The sequence below is a fragment of the Pseudocitrobacter sp. CD920760 genome, assembly GCF_057782505.1.
On the sequence record NZ_CM173490.1, the window covers coordinates 483484 to 506666 of the forward strand.

The following is a 23183-nucleotide window of genomic DNA, read 5'->3' on the forward strand; positions in this document are numbered from 1 at the left end:
ATGCCGATTCAGGTTCTGCCGCCACAGCTTGCGAACCAGATTGCCGCTGGCGAGGTGGTAGAGCGACCTGCGTCGGTGGTGAAAGAGCTGGTGGAAAACAGCCTCGATGCGGGCGCAACCCGCATCGATATTGATATCGAACGCGGCGGTGCGAAGCTTATCCGCATTCGCGATAACGGCTGCGGTATCAAAAAGGACGAGCTGGCGCTGGCGCTGGCCCGTCACGCCACCAGTAAAATTGCCTCGCTCGACGATCTGGAAGCCATTATTAGCCTCGGCTTTCGCGGCGAAGCGCTGGCCAGTATCAGCTCCGTCGCCCGTTTAACGCTCACCTCCCGCACGGCCGAGCAGCCGGAAGCCTGGCAGGCTTATGCGGAAGGGCGCGACCAGGACGTGACGGTGAAACCCGCCGCGCATCCGGTCGGCACTACGCTGGAAGTGCTGGATCTCTTCTACAACACTCCGGCGCGGCGCAAGTTTATGCGCACCGAAAAAACCGAATTTAATCATATTGATGAGATTATCCGGCGCATTGCGCTGGCGCGTTTTGACGTGGCGATCACCCTCAATCACAACGGTAAGATGATCCGTCAGTACCGTGCGGTTACGCAGGGTGCTCCGCGTGAACGTCGGCTGGGCGCGATTTGCGGTACCGCGTTTCTTGAACACGCGCTGGCAATTGAGTGGCAGCACGGTGATTTAACCCTGCACGGCTGGGTTGCGGACCCGAACCACACCACCCCGGCGTTAGCGGAAATTCAGTACTGCTACGTGAATGGCCGCATGATGCGCGACCGCCTGATTAATCACGCGATTCGCCAGGCTTGCGAAGATAAACTGGGTGCCGATCAGCAACCGGCGTTTGTGCTTTATCTGGAAATCGACCCGCATCAGGTGGATGTCAACGTGCATCCGGCGAAGCATGAAGTGCGATTCCACCAATCGCGGCTGGTGCATGACTTTATCTATCAGGGCGTGCTGAGCGTACTGCAGCAGCAACTGGAATCGCCGCTACCGTTGGATGAAGATGACGACGAGCTCGCGCCGCGTCCCATTGCGGAAAACCGTGCGGCGGCGGGCCGCAATCAGTTCGCTGAACCTGCGGCGGCGCGCGAGCCTGACGCCCCGCGTTTTAACGCGCCGTCTTCGGGCGTGAGCACGCGCGGCGGCGCAAGCTGGCCGAATGCGCAGCCGGGATACCAAAAGCAGCAGGGAGCGCTCTATCGCCAGTTGCTCGATACCCCGAAAGCGCCGGAGAAACCGCAGCCATCGACGCCGGAGTCTCTTGCCGGACACAGTCAGAGCTTTGGCCGTGTTTTAACCATTGCGCCACCGTGCTATGCGTTACTGGAACGCGGCGGCAAACTTAGCCTGCTGGCGTTGCCCGTGGCGGAACGCTGGCTGCGCCTGGCGCAGTTGACGCCTGGCGAAACGCCGATTTGTGCGCAGCCGCTGTTGATTCCGTTGCGCCTGAAAGCGAGCGATGTTGAAAGCCAGGCGTTGCAAACGGCGCAGCCGCAACTCGCCTCGTTGGGCATTGATATTCTGGCAGAAGGCCAGCACGTGACCGTTCGCGCGGTGCCTTTACCCTTACGCCAACAAAATTTACAAAACTTGATTCCTGAACTGATAGGCTATCTGGTGCAACAAAGTCAGGTTGAGGCGGGTGATATTGCCCAATGGCTGGCCCGTAACCTGGCGAGCGAGCATGTTCAATGGAACATGTCTCAGGCTATCGCGATGCTGGCGGATGTTGAACGACTCTGCCCACAGCTGGTCAAAGCACCTCCAGGTGGTCTGTTACAACCTGTTGATTTAGATTCTGCGATGAACGCCCTGAGAAATGAGTGACGTGACCGAGACTCGCCTGCCAAAGGCAATTTTTTTAATGGGGCCAACCGCTTCCGGTAAAACGGCGTTGGCTATCGAATTACGTAAAGTTTTACCTGTAGAGTTGATTAGTGTTGATTCCGCCCTCATTTATCGAGGGATGGATATCGGGACGGCCAAGCCGAACGCGCAAGAATTGTCAGCCGCGCCGCACCGATTGTTAGACATTCTCGACCCGGCACAGGCGTACTCTGCTGCGGATTTCCGTCGCGATGCGCTGGCCGAAATGGCTGAGATTACCGCTGCAGGGCGTATCCCGCTTCTGGTTGGCGGTACGATGTTGTATTTCAAGGCGTTGCTGGAAGGATTGTCGCCGTTACCGTCGGCAGATCCCGAGGTCAGAGCGCGAATTGAGCAACAGGCAGCAGAGCAGGGGTGGACAGCGCTGCATGAGCAACTTAAGTCAATTGACCCGGTTGCCGCTGCGCGAATTCATCCAAATGATCCGCAAAGACTTTCCCGGGCACTGGAAGTTTTTTTCATTTCGGGTAAAACTTTAACGGAACTGACGCAAACGTCAGGAGACGCTCTGCCCTACAAGGTGCATCAGTTCGCCATCGCCCCGGCGAGCCGTGAACTGCTCCATCAGCGCATTGAGCAGCGTTTTCATCAGATGTTAGCTTCAGGTTTTGAAGCAGAAGTGCGGGCGCTTTTTGCCCGTGGAGATTTGCATACGGATATGCCTTCCATTCGTTGTGTTGGATATCGCCAGATGTGGTCATACCTCGAAGGCGAGATCCCATACGATGAAATGGTTTATCGAGGAGTTTGCGCCACGAGACAGTTAGCCAAGCGCCAGGTGACCTGGTTGCGCGGTTGGGATGGGGTTCACTGGTTAGATAGCGAACAACCTGAACAGGCGTTCAACGAAGTAATACAGGTAGTTGGTGATTGTGTAGACTGAATGTGTACAATTGAACCGTATTCGTGCGCAATTTTAAGGACCTGTGGGTTCTAAGTACAAATAAGCATATAAGGAAAAGAGAGAATGGCTAAGGGGCAATCTTTACAAGACCCGTTCCTGAACGCACTACGTCGGGAGCGTGTTCCGGTTTCTATTTATTTGGTGAATGGTATTAAGCTGCAAGGTCAAATTGAGTCTTTCGACCAGTTCGTGATCCTGTTGAAAAACACGGTCAGCCAGATGGTCTATAAGCACGCAATTTCCACTGTTGTTCCGTCCCGTCCGGTATCTCATCACAGCAATAACGCTGGCGGCGGCACCAGCAGTAACTACCATCATGGTAGCAACGCGCAGGGTTCTACCACTGCGCAGCAAGACAGCGACGACACAGAATAAGTTAACGCTGTTTCCCGGTCGGGGAGCCTGGTTTACCCGGTTCCCCGCTGGTATTTTATGAGGAATTACGCTTGTTTGACCGTTATGATGCCGGTGAGCAGGCGGTGCTGGTACACATCTATTTTTCGCAAGACAAAGATATGGAAGACCTCCAGGAGTTTGAATCTCTGGTCTCTTCCGCCGGTGTCGAAGCAATGCAGGTGATTACTGGTAGCCGTAAAGCACCGCACCCAAAGTATTTTGTTGGTGAAGGTAAGGCTGTCGAAATTGCGGAAGCCGTAAAAGCGACAGGGGCTTCTGTCGTACTCTTTGACCATGCATTAAGCCCAGCCCAGGAACGTAACCTGGAACAGCTGTGTGAATGCAGGGTGATCGACCGTACCGGTCTGATTTTAGATATTTTCGCCCAGCGTGCGCGCACCCATGAGGGTAAGTTGCAGGTTGAGCTGGCGCAGTTGCGCCATCTGGCGACGCGCCTGGTGCGTGGCTGGACCCACCTTGAACGGCAGAAAGGCGGGATTGGTTTGCGCGGCCCGGGTGAAACCCAGCTCGAAACTGACCGTCGTTTACTGCGTAACCGTATTATGCAAATCCTCTCGCGGCTTGAGAAAGTAGAAAAGCAGCGTGAGCAGGGACGTCGTTCCCGTACTAAAGCTGATGTCCCGACGGTATCGCTGGTGGGTTACACCAACGCCGGGAAATCGACGCTGTTTAACCAGATAACCGAAGCGAAGGTTTACGCGGCGGATCAACTCTTTGCGACGCTGGACCCAACGCTGCGTCGTATCGATGTCGCCGACGTTGGCGAGACGGTGCTGGCGGACACGGTAGGCTTTATTCGCCACCTGCCGCATGACCTGGTGGCGGCATTTAAAGCGACATTGCAGGAAACCCGTCAGGCGACGTTGCTGCTGCATGTTATTGACGCAGCTGATGTTCGCGTGCAGGAAAATATAGAGGCCGTAAATACAGTGCTGGAGGAGATCGACTCGCTTGAGATCCCGACGCTGTTGGTCATGAACAAAATCGACGTGCTGGACGATTTCGAACCGCGCATCGATCGTGATGAAGAAAACAAACCTGTCCGGGTCTGGCTTTCCGCGCAGACCGGGGTGGGTGTGCCACTGCTTTTCCAGGCTTTAACCGAACGGCTTTCCGGGGAAGTAGCGCAGCATACTCTGCGTCTACCGCCTGAGGAAGGGCGTTTAAGAAGCCGTTTTTATCAGCTTCAGGCGATAGAAAAAGAGTGGATGGAGGAAGACGGCAGTGTCAGTCTGCAAGTTCGAATGCCGATTGTTGACTGGCGTCGCCTCTGTAAACAAGAACCGGCGTTGACCGATTACTTGGTCTAGCCGGCAGCTTGCCTGGAGCATGGAGTCATTTCGCCTGTCCCCTGCCGTCGCAAGACATTGGGGATCACCGCATAACAAATATGGAGCACATACATGGCGTGGAATCAGCCCGGTAATAACGGACAAGACCGCGACCCGTGGGGAAGCAGCAAACCTGGCGGCAACTCTGAGGGAAATGGAAACAAAGGTGGTCGCGAACAGGGGCCGCCCGATCTGGATGATATCTTCCGCAAACTGAGCAAAAAGCTCGGTGGCCTCGGCGGCGGTAAGAGCGGTTCTGGCGGCGGTACAACCCAGGGGCCTCGCGCGCCAATGGGCGGTCGCATCGTCGGTATCGCAGCGGCAGCCGTCGTCATTATCTGGGCAGCCAGCGGATTCTATACCATTAAAGAAGCCGAACGTGGCGTGGTCACGCGTTTTGGTAAGTTCAGCCATCTGGTTGAGCCGGGCCTGAACTGGAAACCAACGTTTATCGACGAAGTGACGCCGGTGAACGTGGAGGCCGTACGTGAACTGGCCGCTTCCGGCGTGATGCTGACCTCTGACGAAAACGTGGTGCGCGTTGAAATGAACGTGCAGTACCGCGTGACCGATCCGCAGCGCTATCTGTTTAGCGTCACCAGCGCCGACGACAGTCTGCGTCAGGCGACCGACAGTGCCCTGCGTGGTGTCATCGGTAAATACACCATGGACCGCATCCTGACGGAAGGTCGTACCGTTATTCGTAGTGATACCCAGCGTGAGCTGGAAGAAACCATTCGTCCGTACAACATGGGTATCACCCTGCTGGACGTCAACTTCCAGGCCGCTCGTCCACCGGAAGAAGTGAAGTCTTCCTTCGATGATGCGATTGCCGCGCGTGAAAACGAGCAGCAATACATTCGTGAAGCGGAAGCGTACACCAACGAAGTTCAGCCGCGTGCGAACGGTCAGGCTCAACGTATTCTGGAAGAGGCGCGCGCCTATAAGACGCAGACCGTTCTGGAAGCGCAGGGTGAAGTGGCTCGCTTTGCCAAGATCCTGCCGGAGTATAAAGCAGCGCCGCAGATCACCCGTGAGCGTCTCTACATCGAGACCATGGAAAAAGTCCTGAGCCATACGCGCAAAGTGCTGGTTAACGATAGCAAAGGTGGCAACCTGATGGTTCTGCCGCTCGACCAGATGCTGAAAGGCGGGAATACCTCCGGTGCAAAGAACGATAACAGCGGGGCCAACAACCTGCTGCGTCTGCCGCCGGCGTCTTCCTCCAGCAACAGCGGAGCGAGCAACTCATCGTCCACCAGTCAGGGCGACATTATGGACCAACGCCGCGCTAACGCGCAGCGTAACGACTACCAGCGTCAGGGGGAATAACGATGCGTAAGTCAGTTATCGCGATTATCATCATCGTGCTGGTAGTGCTGTACACCTCTATCTTTGTGGTTAAAGAAGGTGAGCGTGGGATCAAGTTCCAGTTCAGCAGCGTCGTGCGTGATGGCGACAAAAAACCGTTGATTTATGAGCCGGGCCTGCACTTTAAAGTTCCGTTTATTCAGTCGGTTAAAATGCTGGATGCGCGTATTCAGACCATGGACAACCAGGCCGATCGCTTTGTAACCAAAGAGAAAAAAGACCTGATCGTTGATTCCTATATCAAATGGCGCATCAGCGATTTCAGCCGCTACTTCCTGGCAACAGGCGGTGGTGACGTTTCTCAGGCAGAAGTGCTGCTGAAACGTAAGTTCTCTGACCGTCTGCGTTCTGAAATTGGTCGTCTGGATGTGAAAGACATCGTCACCGATTCCCGTGGTCGTCTGACCCTGGAAGTGCGTGATGCGCTGAACTCCGGTTCTGCGGGTACCGAAGACGAAGTGGAAACGCCAGCCGCGGATAACGCGATTGCCGAAGCCGCTGAGCGCGTCACCGCTGAAACCAACGGTAAAGTGCCGGTCATCAACCCGAACAGTATGGCGGCGTTAGGTATTGAAGTAGTCGATGTGCGTATCAAGCAGATCAACCTGCCGACCGAAGTGTCTGAGGCGATTTACAACCGTATGCGTGCTGAGCGTGAAGCGGTTGCCCGTCGTCACCGTTCACAGGGTCAGGAAGAAGCTGAAAAACTGCGTGCGACTGCGGACTATGAAGTGACCAAAACGCTGGCGGAAGCTGAGCGTCAGGGCCGTATCCTGCGCGGTGAAGGCGATGCCGAAGCGGCTAAGCTGTTTGCTGATGCATTTAGTCAGGATCCGGATTTCTATGCTTTCATCCGTAGCCTGCGTGCGTACGAAAACAGCTTCCAGAGCAACCAGGACGTGATGGTTCTGAGTCCGGACAGCGATTTCTTCCGCTACATGAAAACGCCGAACGCTACGGCGCGTTAATCGCCCACAGCGTGACTGCTTAAAAACCACCGCATCTTCGGATGCCGGTGGTTTTCTTTTATAAGGACGAAAAATGAACTCCACTATCTGGCTCGCGCTGGCGTTAGTTTTGGTGCTGGAAGGGCTTGGCCCGATGCTTTATCCGAAGGCCTGGCGCAAAATGATCGCTACGATGACCCAATTACCCGATACGATGTTGCGCCGATTTGGCGGCGGTCTTGTGGTTGCGGGCATTGTGATCTACTACATGTTGACGAAAACGATTAGCTGAACAAAAAGCGGCCTTTTCAGCATGATTTTGAATATAAAAAGTGCTGTATATCTGAAAAAGCGATGGTAGAATCCATTTTTAAGCAAACGGTGATTTTGAAAAATGGGTAACAACGTCGTCGTACTGGGCACCCAATGGGGTGACGAAGGTAAAGGGAAGATCGTCGATCTCCTGACAGAACGGGCTAAATATGTTGTACGCTACCAGGGCGGTCACAACGCAGGCCATACTCTCGTAATCAACGGTGAAAAAACCGTCCTCCATCTTATTCCATCAGGTATTCTTCGCGAGAATGTCATCAGCATCATCGGTAACGGTGTTGTGCTGTCTCCTGCCGCGCTGATGAAAGAGATGAAAGAACTGGAAGACCGTGGTATCCCGGTTCGTGAACGTCTGCTGCTCTCTGAAGCATGTCCGCTGATCCTCGATTATCACGTTGCGCTGGATAACGCACGTGAGAAAGCGCGTGGCGCGAAAGCGATTGGTACCACCGGTCGTGGTATCGGCCCGGCTTACGAAGATAAAGTCGCGCGTCGCGGTCTGCGTGTTGGCGATCTGTTCGACAAAGAAACCTTCGCTGAAAAACTGAAAGAAGTGATGGAATATCACAACTTCCAGTTGGTGAATTACTACAAAGTAGACGCAGTTGACTACCAGAAAGTGCTGGACGATGTCATGGCGGTTGCCGACATCCTGACCGGCATGGTCGTTGATGTGTCTGACCTGCTGGACCAGGCGCGCAAACGTGGCGATTTCGTCATGTTCGAAGGCGCGCAGGGTACGCTGCTGGATATCGACCACGGTACCTATCCGTACGTAACGTCTTCCAACACCACTGCGGGTGGCGTGGCGACCGGCTCCGGCCTGGGCCCGCGTTATGTTGACTACGTACTGGGTATCATCAAAGCTTACTCCACTCGCGTGGGTGCGGGTCCGTTCCCGACTGAGCTGTTTGATGACACCGGCGAATTCCTGTGCAAACAGGGTAACGAATACGGTGCAACCACCGGTCGTCGCCGTCGTACCGGTTGGCTGGATACCGTTGCGGTTCGCCGTGCGGTGCAGATCAACTCCCTGTCTGGCTTCTGCCTGACCAAACTGGACGTACTGGACGGCCTGAAAGAGGTTAAACTCTGCGTGGCTTACCGTATGCCGGATGGCCGCGAAGTCACTACCACTCCGCTGGCAGCAGACGACTGGGAAGGTATCGAGCCGATTTACGAAACCATGCCTGGCTGGTCTGAATCCACTTTCGGTGTGAAAGAGCGTAGCGGCCTGCCACAGGCAGCGCTGAACTACATCAAGCGTATCGAAGAAGTGACCGGTGTGCCGATTGATATTATCTCTACCGGCCCTGACCGTACCGAAACCATGATTCTGCGCGACCCGTTCGACGCGTAATTGATGGAAATGCCCGGTAACGAGAGTCACCGGGCCTGTAGGCCGGATAACGCGCATTGCGCTGTATCCGGCTTAATATCTTGCAAGATCCGCGCTTTTTTCCTTCCCGCACCGAAAAAATTAGCGACCTGGCTGGTGGCTGGTTTATCATCAATATAAATATTCGAAATTATTCTTCCCGAGTTCCTGTTCCCCTGAGGTTGATGTGCAGTTAACAAGCTTTACCGATTATGGATTACGCGCGCTGATCTACATGGCGTCGTTGCCAGATGGCAAGATGACCAGTATCTCTGAAGTGACAGAGGTCTATGGCGTGTCACGTAACCATATGGTGAAAATCATCAACCAGCTAAGCCGCGCGGGCTACGTGACGGCAGTGCGGGGGAAAAATGGCGGGATCCGGCTGGGCAAGCCGGCGGAGACGATTCGCGTAGGCGACGTTGTCCGCGAACTGGAACCTCTCTCGCTGGTCAATTGCAGCAGTGAGTTCTGCCACATCACACCGGCCTGTCGATTGAAACAGGCGCTTTCTCAAGCCGTGCAAAGTTTTCTCAAGGAACTGGATAACTACACACTGGCCGATTTGGTTGAAGAGAATCAACCGCTTTATAAATTATTGTTGGTGGAGTAAAGACTATCGCCGACAACGATGACTACGGAGGAACCGATATGTCACAAGACCCTTTCCTGGACCGCGAAGCTGAAAAATACGCCAATCCTATCCCGAGCCGGGAATTTATCCTCGATCATTTAACAAAACGTGAAAAACCTGCCAATCGTGAAGAGCTGGCGGTTGAACTGAACATTGAAGGCGAAGAGCAGATTGAAGCCCTTCGCCGTCGCCTGCGCGCCATGGAGCGTGATGGGCAACTGGTCTTCACTCGTCGTCAGTGCTATGCGCTGCCGGAACGCCTCGACCTGCTGAAAGGCATGGTTATCGGTCATCGCGATGGCTATGGCTTCCTGCGCGTAGAGGGGCGTAAAGACGACCTGTATCTCTCCAGCGAACAGATGAAAGTCTGCATGCATGGCGACCAGGTGCTGGCACAACCGCTGGGCGCGGATCGTAAAGGCCGTCGCGAAGCGCGTATTGTGCGCGTGCTGGAGCCGAGAACCGGGCAAATCGTTGGCCGCTACTTCACCGATGCGGGCGTCGGTTTTGTGGTGCCCGACGACAGCCGCCTGAGCTTTGATATTCTCATCCCGCCAGAAGCGGTGATGGGCGCGCGTATGGGCTTTGTGGTGGTGGTCGAACTGACCCAGCGCCCAACCCGCCGCACCAAGGCGATTGGTAAAATTGTCGAAGTGCTCGGCGATAACATGGGCACCGGCATGGCCGTTGACATGGCGCTGCGTACGCATGAGATCCCTTACGTCTGGCCGCCAGCGGTAGAAGCGCAGGTTGCCGGGCTGAAAGAGCAGGTGCCGGAAGAAGCGAAAATTGGCCGTGTCGATCTGCGTGATTTACCGTTGGTCACTATCGATGGTGAAGACGCCCGTGACTTTGACGATGCGGTTTACTGCGAGAAAAAACGCGGTGGCGGCTGGCGTCTGTGGGTGGCGATTGCCGACGTAAGCTATTACGTTCGTCCGCCAACCCCGCTGGACAAAGAAGCGCGCAACCGTGGTACGTCCGTTTACTTCCCGTCTCAGGTTGTACCGATGCTGCCGGAAGTGCTCTCTAACGGTCTGTGCTCGCTGAACCCGCAGGTTGACCGCCTGTGTATGGTCTGCGAAATGACCGTCTCATCAAAAGGCCGCTTAACGGGTTATAAATTCTATGAAGCGGTGATGAGCTCGCACGCGCGTCTGACCTACACCAAAGTGTGGCATATGCTGCAGGGCGATCAGGATCTGCGTGAGCAGTATGCGCCGCTGGTTAAGCACATCGAAGAGCTGCATAACCTCTATAAAGTGCTGGATGAAGCGCGCGGCGAACGTGGCGGTATCTCGTTCGAGAGCGAAGAAGCGAAGTTTATCTTCAACGCCGAACGCCGTATCGAACGTATTGAGCAGACGCAGCGTAATGATGCGCACAAACTGATTGAAGAGTGCATGATTCTGGCAAACATCTCGGCGGCGCGTTTCGTCGAGAAAGCGAAAGAACCTGCGCTGTTCCGTATTCACGATAAGCCAACGACGGAAGCGATTACCGCATTCCGTTCCGTTCTGTCGGAGCTGGGCCTGGAACTGCCGGGCGGCAACAAGCCGGAGCCGCGTGACTACGCCGAGCTGCTGGAATCCGTCGCCGATCGTCCTGACGCCGAAATGCTGCAAACCATGCTGCTGCGTTCGATGAAGCAGGCGATTTACGACCCGGAAAACCGGGGTCACTTCGGCCTGGCGTTGCAGTCGTATGCACACTTTACCTCGCCGATTCGTCGTTATCCTGACCTGTCGCTGCACCGCGCCATTAAGTATCTGCTGGCGAAAGAGCAGGGCCATAAAGGTAACACCACGGAAACCGGTGGCTATCACTACTCGATGGAAGAGATGCTGCAACTGGGTCAGCACTGTTCCATGGCCGAACGCCGCGCTGATGAAGCCACGCGTGACGTCGCTGACTGGCTGAAGTGTGACTTCATGCAGGATCAGGTGGGTAACGTCTTTAAAGGCGTCATTGCCAGCGTGACCGGTTTTGGCTTCTTTGTCCGTCTCGATGAGCTGTTTATCGATGGCCTGGTCCACGTTTCATCGCTGGATAACGATTACTATCGTTTCGACCAGATTGGTCAGCGTTTGATTGGTGAATCCGGCGGGCAGACCTATCGTCTGGGCGACCGCGTGGAAGTACGCGTGGAAGCGGTAAACATGGACGAGCGTAAGATTGACTTCTCGCTGATTTCCAGCGAACGTGCGCCGCGTAATGTCGGCAAAACTGAACGCGAAAAAGCGAAGAAAGGGCCGGCGAATAAAAACGGCAGTCGCCGTCGCCAGGTTGGCAAGAAAGTGAATTTCGAGCCGGACAGCGCTTTCCGCGGTGAGAAAAAGCAGAAGCCGAAAGCCGCGAAGAAAGACGCGAGAAAAGCGAAAAAACCGTCTGAGAAAACGCAGAAAATTGCTGCCGCAACCAAAGCGAAGCGCGCGGCGAAGAAGAAAGTGGCGGAGTAAAACCTGCCCCTCACCCCTACCCTCTCCCCATAGGGGAGAGGGAGAATAATCGGTAGGCCGGGCAAGCGCAGCGCCCCCGGCAAAACGTTAGCAATGAGACCCATCAATGAGTGAAATGATTTACGGTATCCACGCAGTCCAGGCCCTGCTGGAGCGCGCTCCTGAACGTTTTCAGGAAGTCTTTATTTTAAAAGGCCGCGAAGATAAACGTTTGTTGCCGCTGATCCATGCGCTGGAAGCGCAGGGCGTGGTGATCCAACTGGCGAACCGCCAGTATCTGGATGAGAAAAGCGAAGGTGCCGTGCATCAGGGCATTATTGCGCGCGTGAAGCCGGGCCGTCAGTATCAGGAAAACGATCTGCCGGATCTGATCGCTTCGCTGGAAAACCCGTTCCTGTTGATCCTCGATGGCGTCACCGATCCGCACAACCTCGGTGCCTGCCTGCGTAGCGCCGATGCAGCGGGTGTTCATGCGGTGATTGTTCCGCGCGATCGCTCCGCGCAGCTTAACGCGACCGCGAAGAAAGTGGCCTGTGGTGCGGCGGAAAACGTTCCGCTGATCCGCGTCACTAACCTGGCGCGTACCATGCGCGTGCTGCAGGAAGAGAATATCTGGATCGTCGGCACTGCGGGCGAAGCGGATCACACCCTCTATCAGAGCAAAATGACCGGCCGTATGGCGCTGGTGATGGGGGCTGAAGGCGAAGGTATGCGCCGTCTGACCCGTGAACACTGCGACGAGCTGATCAGCATTCCCATGGCGGGCAGCGTCTCCTCGCTGAACGTCTCCGTGGCGACGGGCATCTGCCTGTTTGAAGCGGTACGCCAGCGCGGTTAATGCATCATGCGTTAAAATCAAGCCATCCCACGGGATGGCTTTTTTGTGACCGCCATCCGGCGCCAAATCCTTACCTCTGTCCATACTTAAAGCACTGCCACTTGACGGAGGGAGACACATGTCCTGGCAAACGCACACCGTTTTTAATCAGCCTGGCCCGTTAAATAACAGCAATCTGTTTTTGTCCGATGGCGCATTGCGCGAGGCGCTGGCGCGCGAAGGCGCGGGCTGGGATAGCGACCTGCTGGCAAGTATCGGTCAGCAACTGGGTACCGCCGAATCGCTGGAACTGGGGCGGCTCGCCAACACCAATCCCCCCGAGCTTCTGCGCTACGACGCCACCGGCACACGTCTGGACGACGTTCGTTTTCATCCCGCGTGGCATCTGCTGATGCAGGGGCTGTGCGCCAACCGGGTACACAACCTGCCGTGGGAAGAGGATGCTCGCGCGGGCTCGTTCGTTGCCCGCGCCGCGCGTTTTATGCTGCATGCGCAGGTGGAAGCCGGAACGCTTTGCCCGATTACCATGACGTTTGCGGCCACTCCCTTGCTGCAACAGGCGCTACCAGGCGAGTTTAAAGAGTGGCTAACGCCACTTCTGAGCGATCGCTACGATCCGCATTTGCTGCCCGGCGGGCAAAAACGCGGGTTGCTGATAGGGATGGGGATGACGGAAAAGCAGGGTGGTTCGGATGTGTTAAGCAATACCACGCGTGCGGAGCGTCTGGCGGATGGCAGCTATCGGCTGGTGGGTCACAAATGGTTTTTCTCAGTGCCGCAAAGCGATGCGCACCTGGTGCTGGCGCAGGCCACTGGCGGGCTTTCCTGTTTCTTCGTACCGCGTCTGTTGCCCGACGGGCAGCGCAACGCCATTCGTATCGAACGCCTGAAAGATAAGCTCGGTAACCGTTCTAACGCCAGCAGTGAGGTTGAATTTCAGGACGCTATCGGCTGGCTGCTGGGCGAAGAGGGCGAGGGCGTGCGGCAAATTCTACGCATGGGTGGCCTGACGCGTTTTGATTGCGCAATGGGCAGCCACAGCATGATGCGTCGGGCGCTGTCGGTGGCGCTTTATCATGCCTTCCAGCGTCAGGCGTTTGGCAAGAATCTGGTCGATTTACCGCTGATGCGCCAGGTGCTGGGGCGAATGGCATTACAGCTTGAAGGACAAACGGCGTTTCTGTTTCGCCTTGCTGGCGCATGGGGACGGCAGTCACATGAGGCTGAGCGCCTTTGGGCGCGGCTGTTTACACCAGCGGCGAAATTCGCCATCTGCAAGGCGGGTATGCCGTTTGTCGCCGAGGCGATGGAAGTGCTGGGCGGTTCCGGGTATTGCGAGGAGAATGAACTGCCGCGTCTCTATCGCGAAATGCCGGTGAACAGTATCTGGGAAGGCTCTGGCAATATCATGTGTCTGGATGTGCTGCGCGTGCTGACAAAGCAGCCGGATGCGCTGGAACTGCTGGCGGAGATGTGCGGCGACGTGAAAGGCCAGGATCGCCACTACGATCGCCAGTGGCGGCAGTTGCAACAGCGTTTACGTAAGCCGTCGGAAGCGCAGGGGCGCGAAATTGCGATGCAAATCTATTTACTGGGTACGGGCGCGCAGATGCTGAAATATGCGTCACCACCGATGGCGCAGGCCTGGTGTCGAATGATGCTGGATATGCGCGGCGGCGTGTTGCTTAACGATCAGGTTATCAGTGACGTACTGCTGAGGGCGACAGGGGGCGTGTGAGGAAATGGTGACGTCGTGGAAGAGCGGCTTTCTGCCGGTTACTCTTCCACGCGTTTTATTGTCTCAGGCATAGATAATCGCCTGTGCTCGCCAGTTGTCCGGTTGCTGCTCTTCGTACATCTGAACAATGCGATACCAGGAAGCACCTTGTTCATCCGCTTTCTGGGCGATGGCATCTTCGACATCTTGCTGGCTACCGGAAATATTGTTCACGGAAATCAGCCCGATTTCATTCAGCCCGGTAACGCAATCCGCGCTGGCAAATTCAGCCGACTGCGCCGCGCTGGTGTTGGCGCCGCCAGAAAAGAGCAGGGTAGATAAGGTAAGAGATCGTTTCATCGTCAGCTCCATATACAAAACCCCGTAGGGCAGTCCATAGCAGACGTCAGGGCATACTTGCATCCGCTCCTTCGGATGGGTCGTTGTTGACGCCATATTGCATCAGGGAAACGTGAATAAGGTACAAACCTGCGTAAATCTGGTTCAACAATGTTGTCCACTATTTACGGTAAAGGATGGCCTGCGAATACCACTGCCCCGGAACCACCGTGCTGTCATCAATCATAATGATGACGTAGTAATCCGCTTTGGCCGCAGTCGCTTTGGCTTTCAGCGCGGCTTCGACATCCATTGGCGAGCCATATATCATGACGCTGATGGTGCCCATCCGCTGCAAACCTTCCGTCTGGTTACGACGAATTTCTTGTGGAGTATCCGTTGCCGCTGGAGGGGCCGTAGGCGTACCTTCCAGAATGCTGCAACTGCTCAACAGTAACGCCAGTAACAGAGGAGTAAAGCGACGCATAACCATATCCCGTTTCCTGATATTCACAGTGTAGTGGTATAAGGAAATTCCCATTAGGGGAATGTTCCCGATTTGTTATCTCAAGCGCTATTTTCGAATGAAAATCTCACGAAAGTGCAACTTGGTTCTCAATGTTAAAAATCAGACAAAGGATCATCTGCTAAAGCCCCACTGCTTTGCCTGATATTCAGTATGCCGGAAGGAGGCAACCGATGATTGAACTGGAAATGCGCATGCTCGCGGGGAATGAAATCCTGCATGCGTTCCCGAAAGGCTGCGCTGAACAACCGCTGCCATGCATCGTTTTTTATCATGGATTTACCTCCTCAAACCTGGTTTACAGCTATTTTGCCGTCGCGCTGGCGCAGGCTGGTTTTCGCGTGGTGATGCCGAGCGCGGCGGAACACGGGGCGCGCTTTAACGGTGACGAGCAGCAACGGTTACAGCACTTCTGGCAGATCCTGCTGCAAAACTTTCATGAGTTTCCGGCATTGCAGGAAGCGCTATACCGTGAGCGACTGGTGAGCGAGGGGCGTCTGGCGGTGGCGGGGGCTTCGATGGGCGGAATGACGGCACTGGGGATCATGACACATCATCCTGAGCTTAAATGCGTGGCTAGCCTGATGGGGTCAGGCTATTTCGGTTCGCTTTCCACAACGCTATTCCCCCCCGCCGAAACGCAGCGTGCTGGCCTTGCGCCGCTGCTGGCCGAGTGGGATGTCAGCCAGCAGCTCGCCCGTGTCGCAGACAGGCCGCTGCTGCTCTGGCACGGTGATGCTGACGATGTGGTGCCGCCTGATGAAACATTTCGTCTGCAGCAGGCGTTGAAGCGCGACCAACTGGACGCTAATTTGACCTGTGTCTGGCAAGCTGGCGTGCGTCATCGCATTACGCCAGAAGCCTTAACCTGCGCCGTGGATTTCTTTACGCGCCATCTCTAAACGCGCAGCACCTGCACGCCTTGTGCTTCCAGCGCTTTGAGGATATCCGGGTCAGCCTGCTTGCCGGTGATAACCATATCGATTTCATCGGCGCGGCTGAACAGCATGCCTGCTCGCTCGCCGATTTTGCTGCTATCGACCAGCACGGCGAGTTTACCGACAACATTGAGCATCTTTTGTTCGGCCATCGCGGTGAGCATGTCGGTTTTATACAACCCTTCGGCGGTAAGGCCCTTACCGCTGGTGAACATCCAGTGCCCGGCGTATAGGCTGTTTTCACTGCCCTGTGGGCTGAGCGTAATGGCGTGGCTGCGGTTGTACTGCCCGCCCATGATGATCACGCTGTCATGTTCCTGCTCAATCAGATAGTTCGCCAGTGGTAAATAGTTGGTGATGATTTGCACCGGTTTACCGCAGATTTCCTGCCCCAGCAGAAAAGCGGTTGACCCGCAGTTAATGACCACGCTTTCACCGGGCATCACCAGCTGGGATGCGGCTCTGGCGATACGAACTTTCTCGTCGTGATTCAGCGCCTGATGAATATTCATCGGTGACCAGCGCGGGCGCGGTTGATTGATAGCTTCGGCACCGTTGCGCACTTTTTTCAGTTTGCCGCTTTCATCGAGCTTGTTGATGTCCCGGCGAGCGGTGGCCGGTGAAATCCCCAGTCGGGTCATCACCTGTTCTACGGTGACAAAGCCTGTCTGCGCCAGCAGTTCGAGTAATATTTGATGCCTTTGCGCTTCCGTCATGAGCTAATCCGATAAAAAATGATGAGCAAAGATGATATTTGAAATGTCACGAAAATACTATGTCAGGAGAGCGCCGGATAGGATCTATCCGGCAAAGGAGAGCGTTGCGAGCCGGATACGTGAAGGGTATCCGGCAGAACAAGTGCTTACAGGAACGATTTGAACGGCAGATCGGGTTCAATCGTGAAGCAGTCGTCGAAACCACGCGGGTAGTGGTACTCAAAATTGTCTTTATCCAGCGGCCAGGTGAATTTGCCGCCAACCAGCCAGATAAACGGCTTAAAGCCATACTTCAGACGATCTTTTTTCATCTCCCACAGTACGCGGATTTCCTGCGGATCGGCCTGGAAGTTTGACCAGATGTCGTGATGGAACGGGATCACCACTTTCGCATTTAACGCTTCGCCCATACGCAACATATCGGCGCTGGTCATTTTATCGGTAATACCGCGCGGGTTTTCACCATACGATCCTAACGCCACGTCGATCTGATGCTCGTTACCATGTTTTGCATAGTAGTTAGAGTAGTGGGAGTCGCCGCTGTGATACAGCGTGCCGCCAGGCGTTTTGAACAGGTAGTTCACCGCGCGATCGTCCATACCGTCTGGCAGTACGCCAGCCGCTTTTTGATCCGCAGGCAGGGTAATCAGTGCCGTACGATCAAAGGCGTCAAGTGCATGAATTTCAATGTCTTTCACTTTCACCACGTCGCCCGGTTTAACCACGATGCAACGCTCTTTCGGCACACCCCAGCCGATCCATAAATCCACGCAGGTTTTTGGCCCGATAAACGGCACATCATCAGCGCAGTTTTGCATTACGGCTGCGGCGACGTTCACATCGATATGATCGTTATGATCGTGAGTAGCCAGCACGGCGTCGATCTGGCGTATGGCAAATGGATCAAGGACAAACGGGGTGGTGCGCAGGTTTGGCTGCAATTTTTTCACACCCGCCATGCGCTGCATCTGGTGGCCCTGCTTCATTAGCGGGTTGCCGTGGCTCTGCTTGCCAGTACCGCACCAGAAATCGACGCAGATATTGGTGTTACCCTCAGATTTCAACCAGATACCGGTGCAGCCCAGCCACCACATCGCAAATGTCCCCGGTGCCACTTTCTCCTGCTCAATCTCTTCGTTCAGCCAGCAGCCCCATTCCGGGAAGGTGCTCAGGATCCAGGATTCACGCGTGATAGTTTCTACTTTACTCATGATTTATCCCTCTTAAAGATTTCAAAATACGTCACATGGTGATTTGTTGTGATTGATAATGACGCTGTTTTTTCAAGATTGCAATGGGCATTGATCACAAGACAGGCAGGAGGCTATGTCTCTGTATGTATTTTATAACGGCTTGAATTAATGTGTTTTGTTTGTATTTTATTGATTTTAAATGGATAAATTAATTGATAATCAGAATCATTTATATCCATATAAGGATGGGGGTTATTATTGCGGCGCAAGTCACATTTAATCAAATTAAATCTTGTTGTGATTATTTTTGATTATTAGAGTGAGCATTCAAAACAGACAGACGCATGCTGACCGCTGCGCCTTCAATCCCGGAGAGCGTTATGGATATCCTCTACAACATCTTTACCGTTTTTTTTAATCAGGTAATGACCAATGCCCCGCTGTTACTGGGTATCGTGACCTGCCTGGGCTACATCCTGCTGCGTAAAAGCGTCAGCGTGATTATCAAAGGCACCATCAAAACGATTATCGGTTTTATGCTGCTGCAGGCCGGGTCCGGCATCCTGACCAGCACCTTCAAACCGGTGGTGGCGAAAATGTCGGAAGTTTATGGCATCAACGGTGCGATTTCAGATACTTACGCTTCGATGATGGCCACTATCGAGCGCATGGGCGATGCCTATAGCTGGGTGGGTTACGCGGTGCTGTTGGCTCTGGCGCTGAACATCTGTTACGTACTGCTGCGTCGCATTACCGGCATTCGCACCATCATGTTGACCGGCCACATCATGTTCCAGCAGGCCGGGCTGATTGCCGTCACGCTGTTCATCTTTGGCTACTCCATGTGGACCACCATTATCTGCACCGCGATTCTGGTTTCGCTCTACTGGGGCATAACCTCCAACATGATGTACAAGCCAACTCAGGAAGTGACGGACGGCTGTGGTTTCTCCATCGGTCACCAGCAGCAGTTTGCATCCTGGATTGCCTATAAAGTTGCGCCGTTCCTCGGCAAAAAAGAGGAGAGCGTTGAAGACCTCAAACTGCCGGGCTGGCTGAACATTTTCCACGACAACATCGTCTCCACGGCGATTGTCATGACCATCTTCTTTGGTGCCATTCTGCTCTCCTTCGGTATCGATACCGTGCAGGCGATGGCGGGCAAAGTGCACTGGACGGTCTACATCCTGCAAACCGGTTTCTCCTTTGCGGTGGCGATCTTCATCATCACTCAGGGCGTGCGCATGTTTGTGGCGGAACTCTCTGAAGCGTTTAACGGCATTTCCCAACGCCTGATCCCCGGTGCGGTGCTGGCGATTGACTGCGCGGCTATCTATAGCTTCGCGCCAAACGCCGTGGTCTGGGGCTTTATGTGGGGCACCATCGGTCAACTGATTGCGGTTGGCATTCTGGTCGCCTGCGGCTCTTCCATTCTGATTATTCCGGGCTTTATCCCGATGTTCTTCTCTAACGCCACTATCGGCGTGTTCGCTAACCACTTCGGCGGCTGGCGTGCGGCGATCAAGATTTGTCTGGTGATGGGGATGATTGAAATCTTCGGCTGCGTCTGGGCGGTGAAACTTACCGGTATGAGTGCCTGGATGGGGATGGCGGACTGGTCGATTCTGGCACCGCCGATGATGCAGGGCTTCTTCTCCATCGGTATCGCCTTTATGACCGTCATCATCGTCATTGCACTGGCTTATATGTTCTTCGCTGGCCGCGCGCTGCGCGCAGAAGAAGATGCAGAAAAACAACTGGCAGAACAGTCTGCTTAATAAGGAGTTTTGATTATGACCGTACGTATTCTGGCTGTGTGTGGCAACGGACAAGGCAGTTCCATGATCATGAAGATGAAAGTGGACCAGTTTTTAACCCAGTCGAACATCGACCACACGGTAAACAGCTGCGCGGTTGGCGAGTACAAAAGCGAGTTGAGTGGCGCGGATATCATCATCGCGTCTACCCATATCGCGGGCGAAATCACCGTGACCGGCAACAAATACGTGGTTGGCGTGCGCAACATGCTCTCTCCGGCTGACTTTGGCCCGAAACTGCTGGAAGTGATCAAAGAACATTTCCCGCAGGACGTGAAGTAAGGGCGCGCCATGAAATTACGTGATTCGCTGGCTGAAAATAAATCCATCCGTCTGCAGGCTGAAGCTGAAACCTGGCAGGACGCAGTGAAAATCGGCGTTGACCTGCTGGTGGCGGCCGATGTTGTTGAGCCGCGTTACTACCAGGCGATTCTGGATGGCGTTGAACAGCACGGCCCATACTTTGTGCTCGCTCCAGGCCTGGCAATGCCGCACGGTCGCCCGGAAGAGGGCGTTAAGAAAACCGGTTTTGCGCTGGTGACGCTGAAAAAGCCGCTGGAGTTCAACCACGAAGATAACGACCCGGTGGATATCCTTATCACTATGGCGGCGGTCGATGCCAACACTCACCAGGAAGTGGGCATCATGCAGATCGTCAACCTGTTTGAAGATGAAGAGAATTTCGACCGTTTACGTGCCTGCCGTACCGAGCAGGAAGTACTGGATCTCATTGACCGCACCAACGCGGCAGCTTAAGAAGGAATTGAACATGTCATTACCGATGTTGCAGGTCGCGCTGGACAACCAGACTATGGATAGCGCCTACGAAACCACTCGCCTGATTGCCGAAGAAGTCGACATTATCGAAGTGGGCACCATTCTGTGCGTGGGCGAAGGCGTGCGTGCGGTTCGTGACCTGAAAGCACTCTACCCGCACAAAATCGTGCTGGCAGACGCCAAAATTGCCGATGCGGGCAAAATCCTTTCTCGTATGTGCTTCGAAGCCAACGCTGACTGGGTGACCGTGATTTGCTGTGCGGATATCAACACCGCCAAAGGCGCGCTGGACGTGGCGAAAGAGTTTAACGGCGACGTGCAGATCGAACTGACCGGCTATTGGACCTGGGAACAGGCGCAGCAGTGGCGTGATGCGGGCATTCAGCAGGTGGTTTATCACCGCAGCCGCGACGCACAGGCCGCAGGCGTGGCGTGGGGCGAAGCAGACATCACCGCGATCAAACGTCTTTCTGATATGGGCTTCAAAGTGACCGTCACCGGTGGCCTGGCGCTGGAAGATCTGCCGCTGTTCAAAGGTATTCCGATTCATGTGTTTATCGCGGGTCGCAGCATCCGTGATGCTGCGTCTCCGGTTGAAGCCGCGCGTCAATTCAAACGTTCCATCGCCCAACTGTGGGGCTAAGGAGCGGATATGTTGTCCAAACAAATCCCGCTTGGCATCTATGAAAAAGCGCTCCCCGCCGGGGAGTGCTGGCTGGAACGGCTGCAACTGGCAAAAACGTTAGGCTTCGATTTTGTCGAGATGTCGGTGGATGAAACTGACGAACGCCTGTCGCGCCTCGACTGGAGCCGCCAGCAGCGTCTGGCGCTGGTCAACGCGATTGCGGAAACCGGCGTGCGTGTACCGTCTATGTGCCTTTCTGCTCATCGTCGTTTCCCGCTGGGTAGCGAAGATGACGCGGTGCGGGCGCAGGGGCTGGAGATTATGCGCAAAGCTATCCAGTTCGCCCAGGATGTCGGTATCCGTGTGATCCAGCTGGCGGGCTATGACGTTTATTATCAGGAAGCCAATAACGAAACGCGTCGTCGTTTCCGTGACGGCCTGAAAGAGAGCGTTGAGATGGCAAGCCGCGCGCAGGTGACGCTGGCGATGGAGATCATGGATTACCCATTGATGAACTCCATCAGCAAGGCGCTGGGCTACGCGCACTATCTCAACAACCCGTGGTTCCAGCTCTACCCGGATATCGGCAACCTGTCGGCGTGGGACAACGATGTGCAGATGGAGTTGCAGGCCGGAATCGGGCATATCGTCGCGGTACATGTGAAAGACACCAAACCTGGCGTCTTCAAAAACGTGCCGTTTGGCGAAGGTGTAGTGGATTTCGAACGTTGCTTCGAAACGCTTAAACAGAGTGGCTATTGCGGGCCCTATCTGATTGAGATGTGGAGCGAAACGGCGGAAGACCCGGCGGCAGAAGTGGCGAAAGCGCGTGATTGGGTGAAAGCGCGCATGGCCAAAGCAGGCATGGTGGAGGCGGCATAATGCAAAAGCTGAAACAGCAGGTGTTTGAAGCCAACATGGATCTGCCGCGTTACGGACTGGTGACCTTTACCTGGGGCAACGTCAGCGCCATTGACCGCGAACGCGGGCTGGTGGTGATTAAGCCCAGCGGTGTCGCCTACGAAATCATGAAAGCAGACGATATGGTGGTGGTCGATATGAGTGGTGAAGTGGTAGACGGGCGGTATCGTCCCTCTTCAGACACCGCAACGCATCTCGAACTCTACCATCGTTACCCGTCGCTGGGCGGCATTGTCCATACTCACTCGACTCATGCCACCGCATGGGCGCAGGCGGGGCTGGCGATCCCGGCGTTAGGTACTACGCACGCTGACTACTTCTTTGGTGATATCCCGTGTACGCGCGGGTTAAGCGAAGAAGAAGTGCAGGGTGAATACGAGCTAAACACTGGCAAAGTGATTATCGAAACGCTGGGTGACGCCGAGCCGCTGCATACGCCGGGAATTGTGGTGTATCAGCACGGACCGTTCGCCTGGGGGAAAGACGCTCACGATGCGGTGCATAACGCAGTGGTGATGGAAGAAGTGGCGAAAATGGCGTGGATTGCGCGCGGTATTAACCCGCAGCTAAACCCTATCGACAGCTACCTGATGAATAAACACTTCATGCGTAAGCACGGGCCAAACGCCTATTACGGGCAGAAGTAACTAAGCGCCCCGTTGCCGAATCTCCTCAGGGATGTCGTCGGTCAGGCGACGGGGCCTTTCTTTACTGCATCATCATGATGCTTAACGATAAACAGCGGCACTTGCATGTATCACGCCATTACTCCCCGGCTCATGCATTAATATCGGGCGGAAGTATTTCGCGCCCTGAGCGTCGCTTTCTTCATTCAGCGCCAGCTCAGCCTCGCTGACCGTCGCGAGATTATGGTTGATATAAATGACCCCTAAGCTCTGCACATCGTCCATATTGCGAGCCTGACGGGCGTCGATTTTGATGGCGGCGGAGACGTTTGCACTTAGAAACAGCGCCGCGAGAATGGCAATGGTGATATTTTTCATCCTGTACGCTCCACTTCAGCACTGACGTTACGGTAACTTCGCTCCTCTCAATACGGTTGTTCTCTGAGTAAAGTGTAATCGTTTCTC

The 23183-nt window shown here is 54.9% G+C and carries 24 protein-coding genes; 19 read left to right on the plus strand and 5 right to left on the minus strand.

Translation table 11 applies throughout. The features are described 5' to 3' along the window. The 12 genes from mutL (at nucleotide 1) to AC1MKH_RS02215 (ending at nucleotide 14261) form a co-directional block, all read left to right on the plus strand. The gene (mutL, locus tag AC1MKH_RS02160) at nucleotides 1-1851 is read left to right on the plus strand and encodes a DNA mismatch repair endonuclease MutL (RefSeq protein WP_276220688.1); all 1851 of its coding nucleotides are present in this window, start codon (nucleotides 1-3) and stop codon (nucleotides 1849-1851) included. Further along, nucleotides 1844-2794 carry a tRNA (adenosine(37)-N6)-dimethylallyltransferase MiaA gene (gene miaA / locus AC1MKH_RS02165; protein WP_276220686.1) on the plus strand — a complete coding sequence of 317 codons (951 nt, stop codon included), beginning with the start codon at nucleotides 1844-1846 and terminating at the stop codon, nucleotides 2792-2794. Before mutL ends, miaA begins: the two co-directional genes overlap by 8 nt. 84 nt (nucleotides 2795-2878) lie before the next feature. After that, the gene (hfq, locus tag AC1MKH_RS02170; protein ID WP_015966213.1) at nucleotides 2879-3190 is read left to right on the plus strand and encodes an RNA chaperone Hfq; all 312 of its coding nucleotides are present in this window, start codon (nucleotides 2879-2881) and stop codon (nucleotides 3188-3190) included. A gap of 71 nt (nucleotides 3191-3261) precedes the next feature. Continuing rightward, nucleotides 3262-4542, plus strand: a complete 1281-nt coding sequence (gene hflX / locus AC1MKH_RS02175) for a ribosome rescue GTPase HflX (RefSeq protein WP_276220683.1) — start codon at nucleotides 3262-3264, stop codon at nucleotides 4540-4542. A gap of 93 nt (nucleotides 4543-4635) precedes the next feature. Continuing rightward, nucleotides 4636-5895: an FtsH protease activity modulator HflK gene (gene hflK, locus AC1MKH_RS02180; RefSeq protein ID WP_276220681.1), complete on the plus strand. Its 1260-nt coding sequence runs from the start codon at nucleotides 4636-4638 to the stop codon at nucleotides 5893-5895. Between the two features lie 2 nt (nucleotides 5896-5897). Next, nucleotides 5898-6902 (plus strand): protease modulator HflC, encoded by a 1005-nt coding sequence (gene hflC / locus AC1MKH_RS02185; protein ID WP_276220678.1) that lies wholly within the window; start codon nucleotides 5898-5900, stop codon nucleotides 6900-6902. A 73-nt stretch (nucleotides 6903-6975) separates the two neighbouring features. Beyond that, entirely contained in the window at nucleotides 6976-7173 is a 198-nt protein-coding gene (locus AC1MKH_RS02190) for a DUF2065 domain-containing protein (protein ID WP_015966209.1), read from the plus strand. Nucleotides 7174-7275: 102 nt separating this feature from the next. Next, complete coding sequence (gene purA / locus AC1MKH_RS02195) at nucleotides 7276-8574, plus strand: adenylosuccinate synthase (RefSeq protein WP_276220676.1); 1299 nt, start codon at nucleotides 7276-7278, stop codon at nucleotides 8572-8574. A gap of 205 nt (nucleotides 8575-8779) precedes the next feature. Continuing rightward, nucleotides 8780-9205 carry a nitric oxide-sensing transcriptional repressor NsrR gene (gene nsrR, locus AC1MKH_RS02200; RefSeq protein WP_015966207.1) on the plus strand — a complete coding sequence of 142 codons (426 nt, stop codon included), beginning with the start codon at nucleotides 8780-8782 and terminating at the stop codon, nucleotides 9203-9205. A gap of 38 nt (nucleotides 9206-9243) precedes the next feature. Beyond that, nucleotides 9244-11685 carry a ribonuclease R gene (gene rnr, locus AC1MKH_RS02205; protein ID WP_276220672.1) on the plus strand — a complete coding sequence of 814 codons (2442 nt, stop codon included), beginning with the start codon at nucleotides 9244-9246 and terminating at the stop codon, nucleotides 11683-11685. A 106-nt stretch (nucleotides 11686-11791) separates the two neighbouring features. Next, nucleotides 11792-12523: a 23S rRNA (guanosine(2251)-2'-O)-methyltransferase RlmB gene (gene rlmB / locus AC1MKH_RS02210; protein ID WP_276220670.1), complete on the plus strand. Its 732-nt coding sequence runs from the start codon at nucleotides 11792-11794 to the stop codon at nucleotides 12521-12523. Between the two features lie 118 nt (nucleotides 12524-12641). Then, nucleotides 12642-14261: an isovaleryl-CoA dehydrogenase gene (locus tag AC1MKH_RS02215; protein ID WP_276220668.1), complete on the plus strand. Its 1620-nt coding sequence runs from the start codon at nucleotides 12642-12644 to the stop codon at nucleotides 14259-14261. 63 nt (nucleotides 14262-14324) lie between these two features. Here the strand turns inward: AC1MKH_RS02215 and yjfN are convergent, their stop codons facing one another. Both yjfN and bsmA read right to left on the minus strand, forming a co-directional pair. Next, nucleotides 14325-14600 (minus strand): DUF1471 family protease activator YjfN, encoded by a 276-nt coding sequence (yjfN, locus tag AC1MKH_RS02220; RefSeq protein ID WP_015966203.1) that lies wholly within the window; start codon nucleotides 14598-14600, stop codon nucleotides 14325-14327. Between the two features lie 160 nt (nucleotides 14601-14760). Continuing rightward, nucleotides 14761-15072 carry a biofilm peroxide resistance protein BsmA gene (gene bsmA / locus AC1MKH_RS02225; RefSeq protein ID WP_149464966.1) on the minus strand — a complete coding sequence of 104 codons (312 nt, stop codon included), beginning with the start codon at nucleotides 15070-15072 and terminating at the stop codon, nucleotides 14761-14763. A gap of 206 nt (nucleotides 15073-15278) precedes the next feature. Here bsmA and yjfP point away from each other — a divergent pair, with 206 nt between their 5' ends. Continuing rightward, complete coding sequence (yjfP, locus tag AC1MKH_RS02230) at nucleotides 15279-16007, plus strand: esterase (RefSeq protein ID WP_276220665.1); 729 nt, start codon at nucleotides 15279-15281, stop codon at nucleotides 16005-16007. Here yjfP and ulaR read toward each other — a convergent pair. Both ulaR and ulaG read right to left on the minus strand, forming a co-directional pair. Continuing rightward, nucleotides 16004-16759: an HTH-type transcriptional regulator UlaR gene (gene ulaR, locus AC1MKH_RS02235; protein ID WP_108476134.1), complete on the minus strand. Its 756-nt coding sequence runs from the start codon at nucleotides 16757-16759 to the stop codon at nucleotides 16004-16006. The two genes, yjfP and ulaR, sit on opposite strands and share 4 nt — an antisense overlap. A gap of 146 nt (nucleotides 16760-16905) precedes the next feature. Further along, a complete protein-coding gene (gene ulaG, locus AC1MKH_RS02240) occupies nucleotides 16906-17970 on the minus strand; it encodes an L-ascorbate 6-phosphate lactonase (protein WP_276220662.1) in 1065 nt (354 codons plus the stop codon). 362 nt (nucleotides 17971-18332) lie between these two features. Between ulaG and ulaA the strand changes: the two genes are divergently transcribed. Genes ulaA through ulaF form a run of 6 tightly spaced genes read left to right on the plus strand, consistent with a single transcriptional unit; the run spans nucleotide 18333 to nucleotide 22739 of the window. Further along, the gene (gene ulaA, locus AC1MKH_RS02245) at nucleotides 18333-19730 is read left to right on the plus strand and encodes a PTS ascorbate transporter subunit IIC (RefSeq protein WP_276220660.1); all 1398 of its coding nucleotides are present in this window, start codon (nucleotides 18333-18335) and stop codon (nucleotides 19728-19730) included. A 15-nt stretch (nucleotides 19731-19745) separates the two neighbouring features. Next, nucleotides 19746-20051, plus strand: coding sequence for a PTS ascorbate transporter subunit IIB (gene ulaB, locus AC1MKH_RS02250; RefSeq protein ID WP_000218362.1), 306 nt, complete (start codon nucleotides 19746-19748; stop codon nucleotides 20049-20051). A 9-nt stretch (nucleotides 20052-20060) separates the two neighbouring features. After that, entirely contained in the window at nucleotides 20061-20525 is a 465-nt protein-coding gene (gene ulaC / locus AC1MKH_RS02255) for a PTS ascorbate transporter subunit IIA (RefSeq protein WP_276220654.1), read from the plus strand. A gap of 13 nt (nucleotides 20526-20538) precedes the next feature. Next, complete coding sequence (gene ulaD, locus AC1MKH_RS02260) at nucleotides 20539-21189, plus strand: 3-keto-L-gulonate-6-phosphate decarboxylase UlaD (protein WP_023216462.1); 651 nt, start codon at nucleotides 20539-20541, stop codon at nucleotides 21187-21189. Between the two features lie 9 nt (nucleotides 21190-21198). Next, nucleotides 21199-22053 carry an L-ribulose-5-phosphate 3-epimerase UlaE gene (gene ulaE, locus AC1MKH_RS02265; protein ID WP_276220650.1) on the plus strand — a complete coding sequence of 285 codons (855 nt, stop codon included), beginning with the start codon at nucleotides 21199-21201 and terminating at the stop codon, nucleotides 22051-22053. Then, nucleotides 22053-22739 carry an L-ribulose-5-phosphate 4-epimerase UlaF gene (gene ulaF / locus AC1MKH_RS02270; protein ID WP_276220648.1) on the plus strand — a complete coding sequence of 229 codons (687 nt, stop codon included), beginning with the start codon at nucleotides 22053-22055 and terminating at the stop codon, nucleotides 22737-22739. Before ulaE ends, ulaF begins: the two co-directional genes overlap by 1 nt. An 81-nt stretch (nucleotides 22740-22820) precedes the next feature. Here ulaF and yjfY read toward each other — a convergent pair whose 3' ends face one another. Continuing rightward, nucleotides 22821-23096, minus strand: a complete 276-nt coding sequence (gene yjfY / locus AC1MKH_RS02275) for a DUF1471 family protein YjfY (RefSeq protein WP_276220646.1) — start codon at nucleotides 23094-23096, stop codon at nucleotides 22821-22823. Between the last annotated feature and the right edge of the window lie 87 nt (nucleotides 23097-23183).

Excerpts from the sequence above, each read along its gene's own strand:
- AC1MKH_RS02190 (WP_015966209.1), top strand. The coding sequence starts at position 6,976 with ATGAACTCCACTATCTGGCTCGCGCTGGCGTTAGTTTTGGTGCTGGAA.
- rlmB (WP_276220670.1), top strand. The coding sequence starts at position 11,792 with ATGAGTGAAATGATTTACGGTATCCACGCAGTCCAGGCCCTGCTGGAG.
- hflK (WP_276220681.1), top strand. The coding sequence starts at position 4,636 with ATGGCGTGGAATCAGCCCGGTAATAACGGACAAGACCGCGACCCGTGG.
- ulaF (WP_276220648.1), top strand. The coding sequence starts at position 22,053 with ATGCAAAAGCTGAAACAGCAGGTGTTTGAAGCCAACATGGATCTGCCG.
- ulaC (WP_276220654.1), top strand. The coding sequence starts at position 20,061 with ATGAAATTACGTGATTCGCTGGCTGAAAATAAATCCATCCGTCTGCAG.
- ulaA (WP_276220660.1), top strand. The coding sequence starts at position 18,333 with ATGGATATCCTCTACAACATCTTTACCGTTTTTTTTAATCAGGTAATG.
- hfq (WP_015966213.1), top strand. The coding sequence starts at position 2,879 with ATGGCTAAGGGGCAATCTTTACAAGACCCGTTCCTGAACGCACTACGT.
- hflC (WP_276220678.1), top strand. The coding sequence starts at position 5,898 with ATGCGTAAGTCAGTTATCGCGATTATCATCATCGTGCTGGTAGTGCTG.
- yjfY (WP_276220646.1), bottom strand. The coding sequence starts at position 23,096 with ATGAAAAATATCACCATTGCCATTCTCGCGGCGCTGTTTCTAAGTGCA.
- ulaG (WP_276220662.1), bottom strand. The coding sequence starts at position 17,970 with ATGAGTAAAGTAGAAACTATCACGCGTGAATCCTGGATCCTGAGCACC.
- rnr (WP_276220672.1), top strand. The coding sequence starts at position 9,244 with ATGTCACAAGACCCTTTCCTGGACCGCGAAGCTGAAAAATACGCCAAT.
- purA (WP_276220676.1), top strand. The coding sequence starts at position 7,276 with ATGGGTAACAACGTCGTCGTACTGGGCACCCAATGGGGTGACGAAGGT.
- yjfN (WP_015966203.1), bottom strand. The coding sequence starts at position 14,600 with ATGAAACGATCTCTTACCTTATCTACCCTGCTCTTTTCTGGCGGCGCC.
- ulaR (WP_108476134.1), bottom strand. The coding sequence starts at position 16,759 with ATGACGGAAGCGCAAAGGCATCAAATATTACTCGAACTGCTGGCGCAG.
- mutL (WP_276220688.1), top strand. The coding sequence starts at position 1 with ATGCCGATTCAGGTTCTGCCGCCACAGCTTGCGAACCAGATTGCCGCT.
- ulaB (WP_000218362.1), top strand. The coding sequence starts at position 19,746 with ATGACCGTACGTATTCTGGCTGTGTGTGGCAACGGACAAGGCAGTTCC.
- ulaE (WP_276220650.1), top strand. The coding sequence starts at position 21,199 with ATGTTGTCCAAACAAATCCCGCTTGGCATCTATGAAAAAGCGCTCCCC.
- bsmA (WP_149464966.1), bottom strand. The coding sequence starts at position 15,072 with ATGGTTATGCGTCGCTTTACTCCTCTGTTACTGGCGTTACTGTTGAGC.
- miaA (WP_276220686.1), top strand. The coding sequence starts at position 1,844 with ATGAGTGACGTGACCGAGACTCGCCTGCCAAAGGCAATTTTTTTAATG.
- ulaD (WP_023216462.1), top strand. The coding sequence starts at position 20,539 with ATGTCATTACCGATGTTGCAGGTCGCGCTGGACAACCAGACTATGGAT.
- yjfP (WP_276220665.1), top strand. The coding sequence starts at position 15,279 with ATGATTGAACTGGAAATGCGCATGCTCGCGGGGAATGAAATCCTGCAT.
- AC1MKH_RS02215 (WP_276220668.1), top strand. The coding sequence starts at position 12,642 with ATGTCCTGGCAAACGCACACCGTTTTTAATCAGCCTGGCCCGTTAAAT.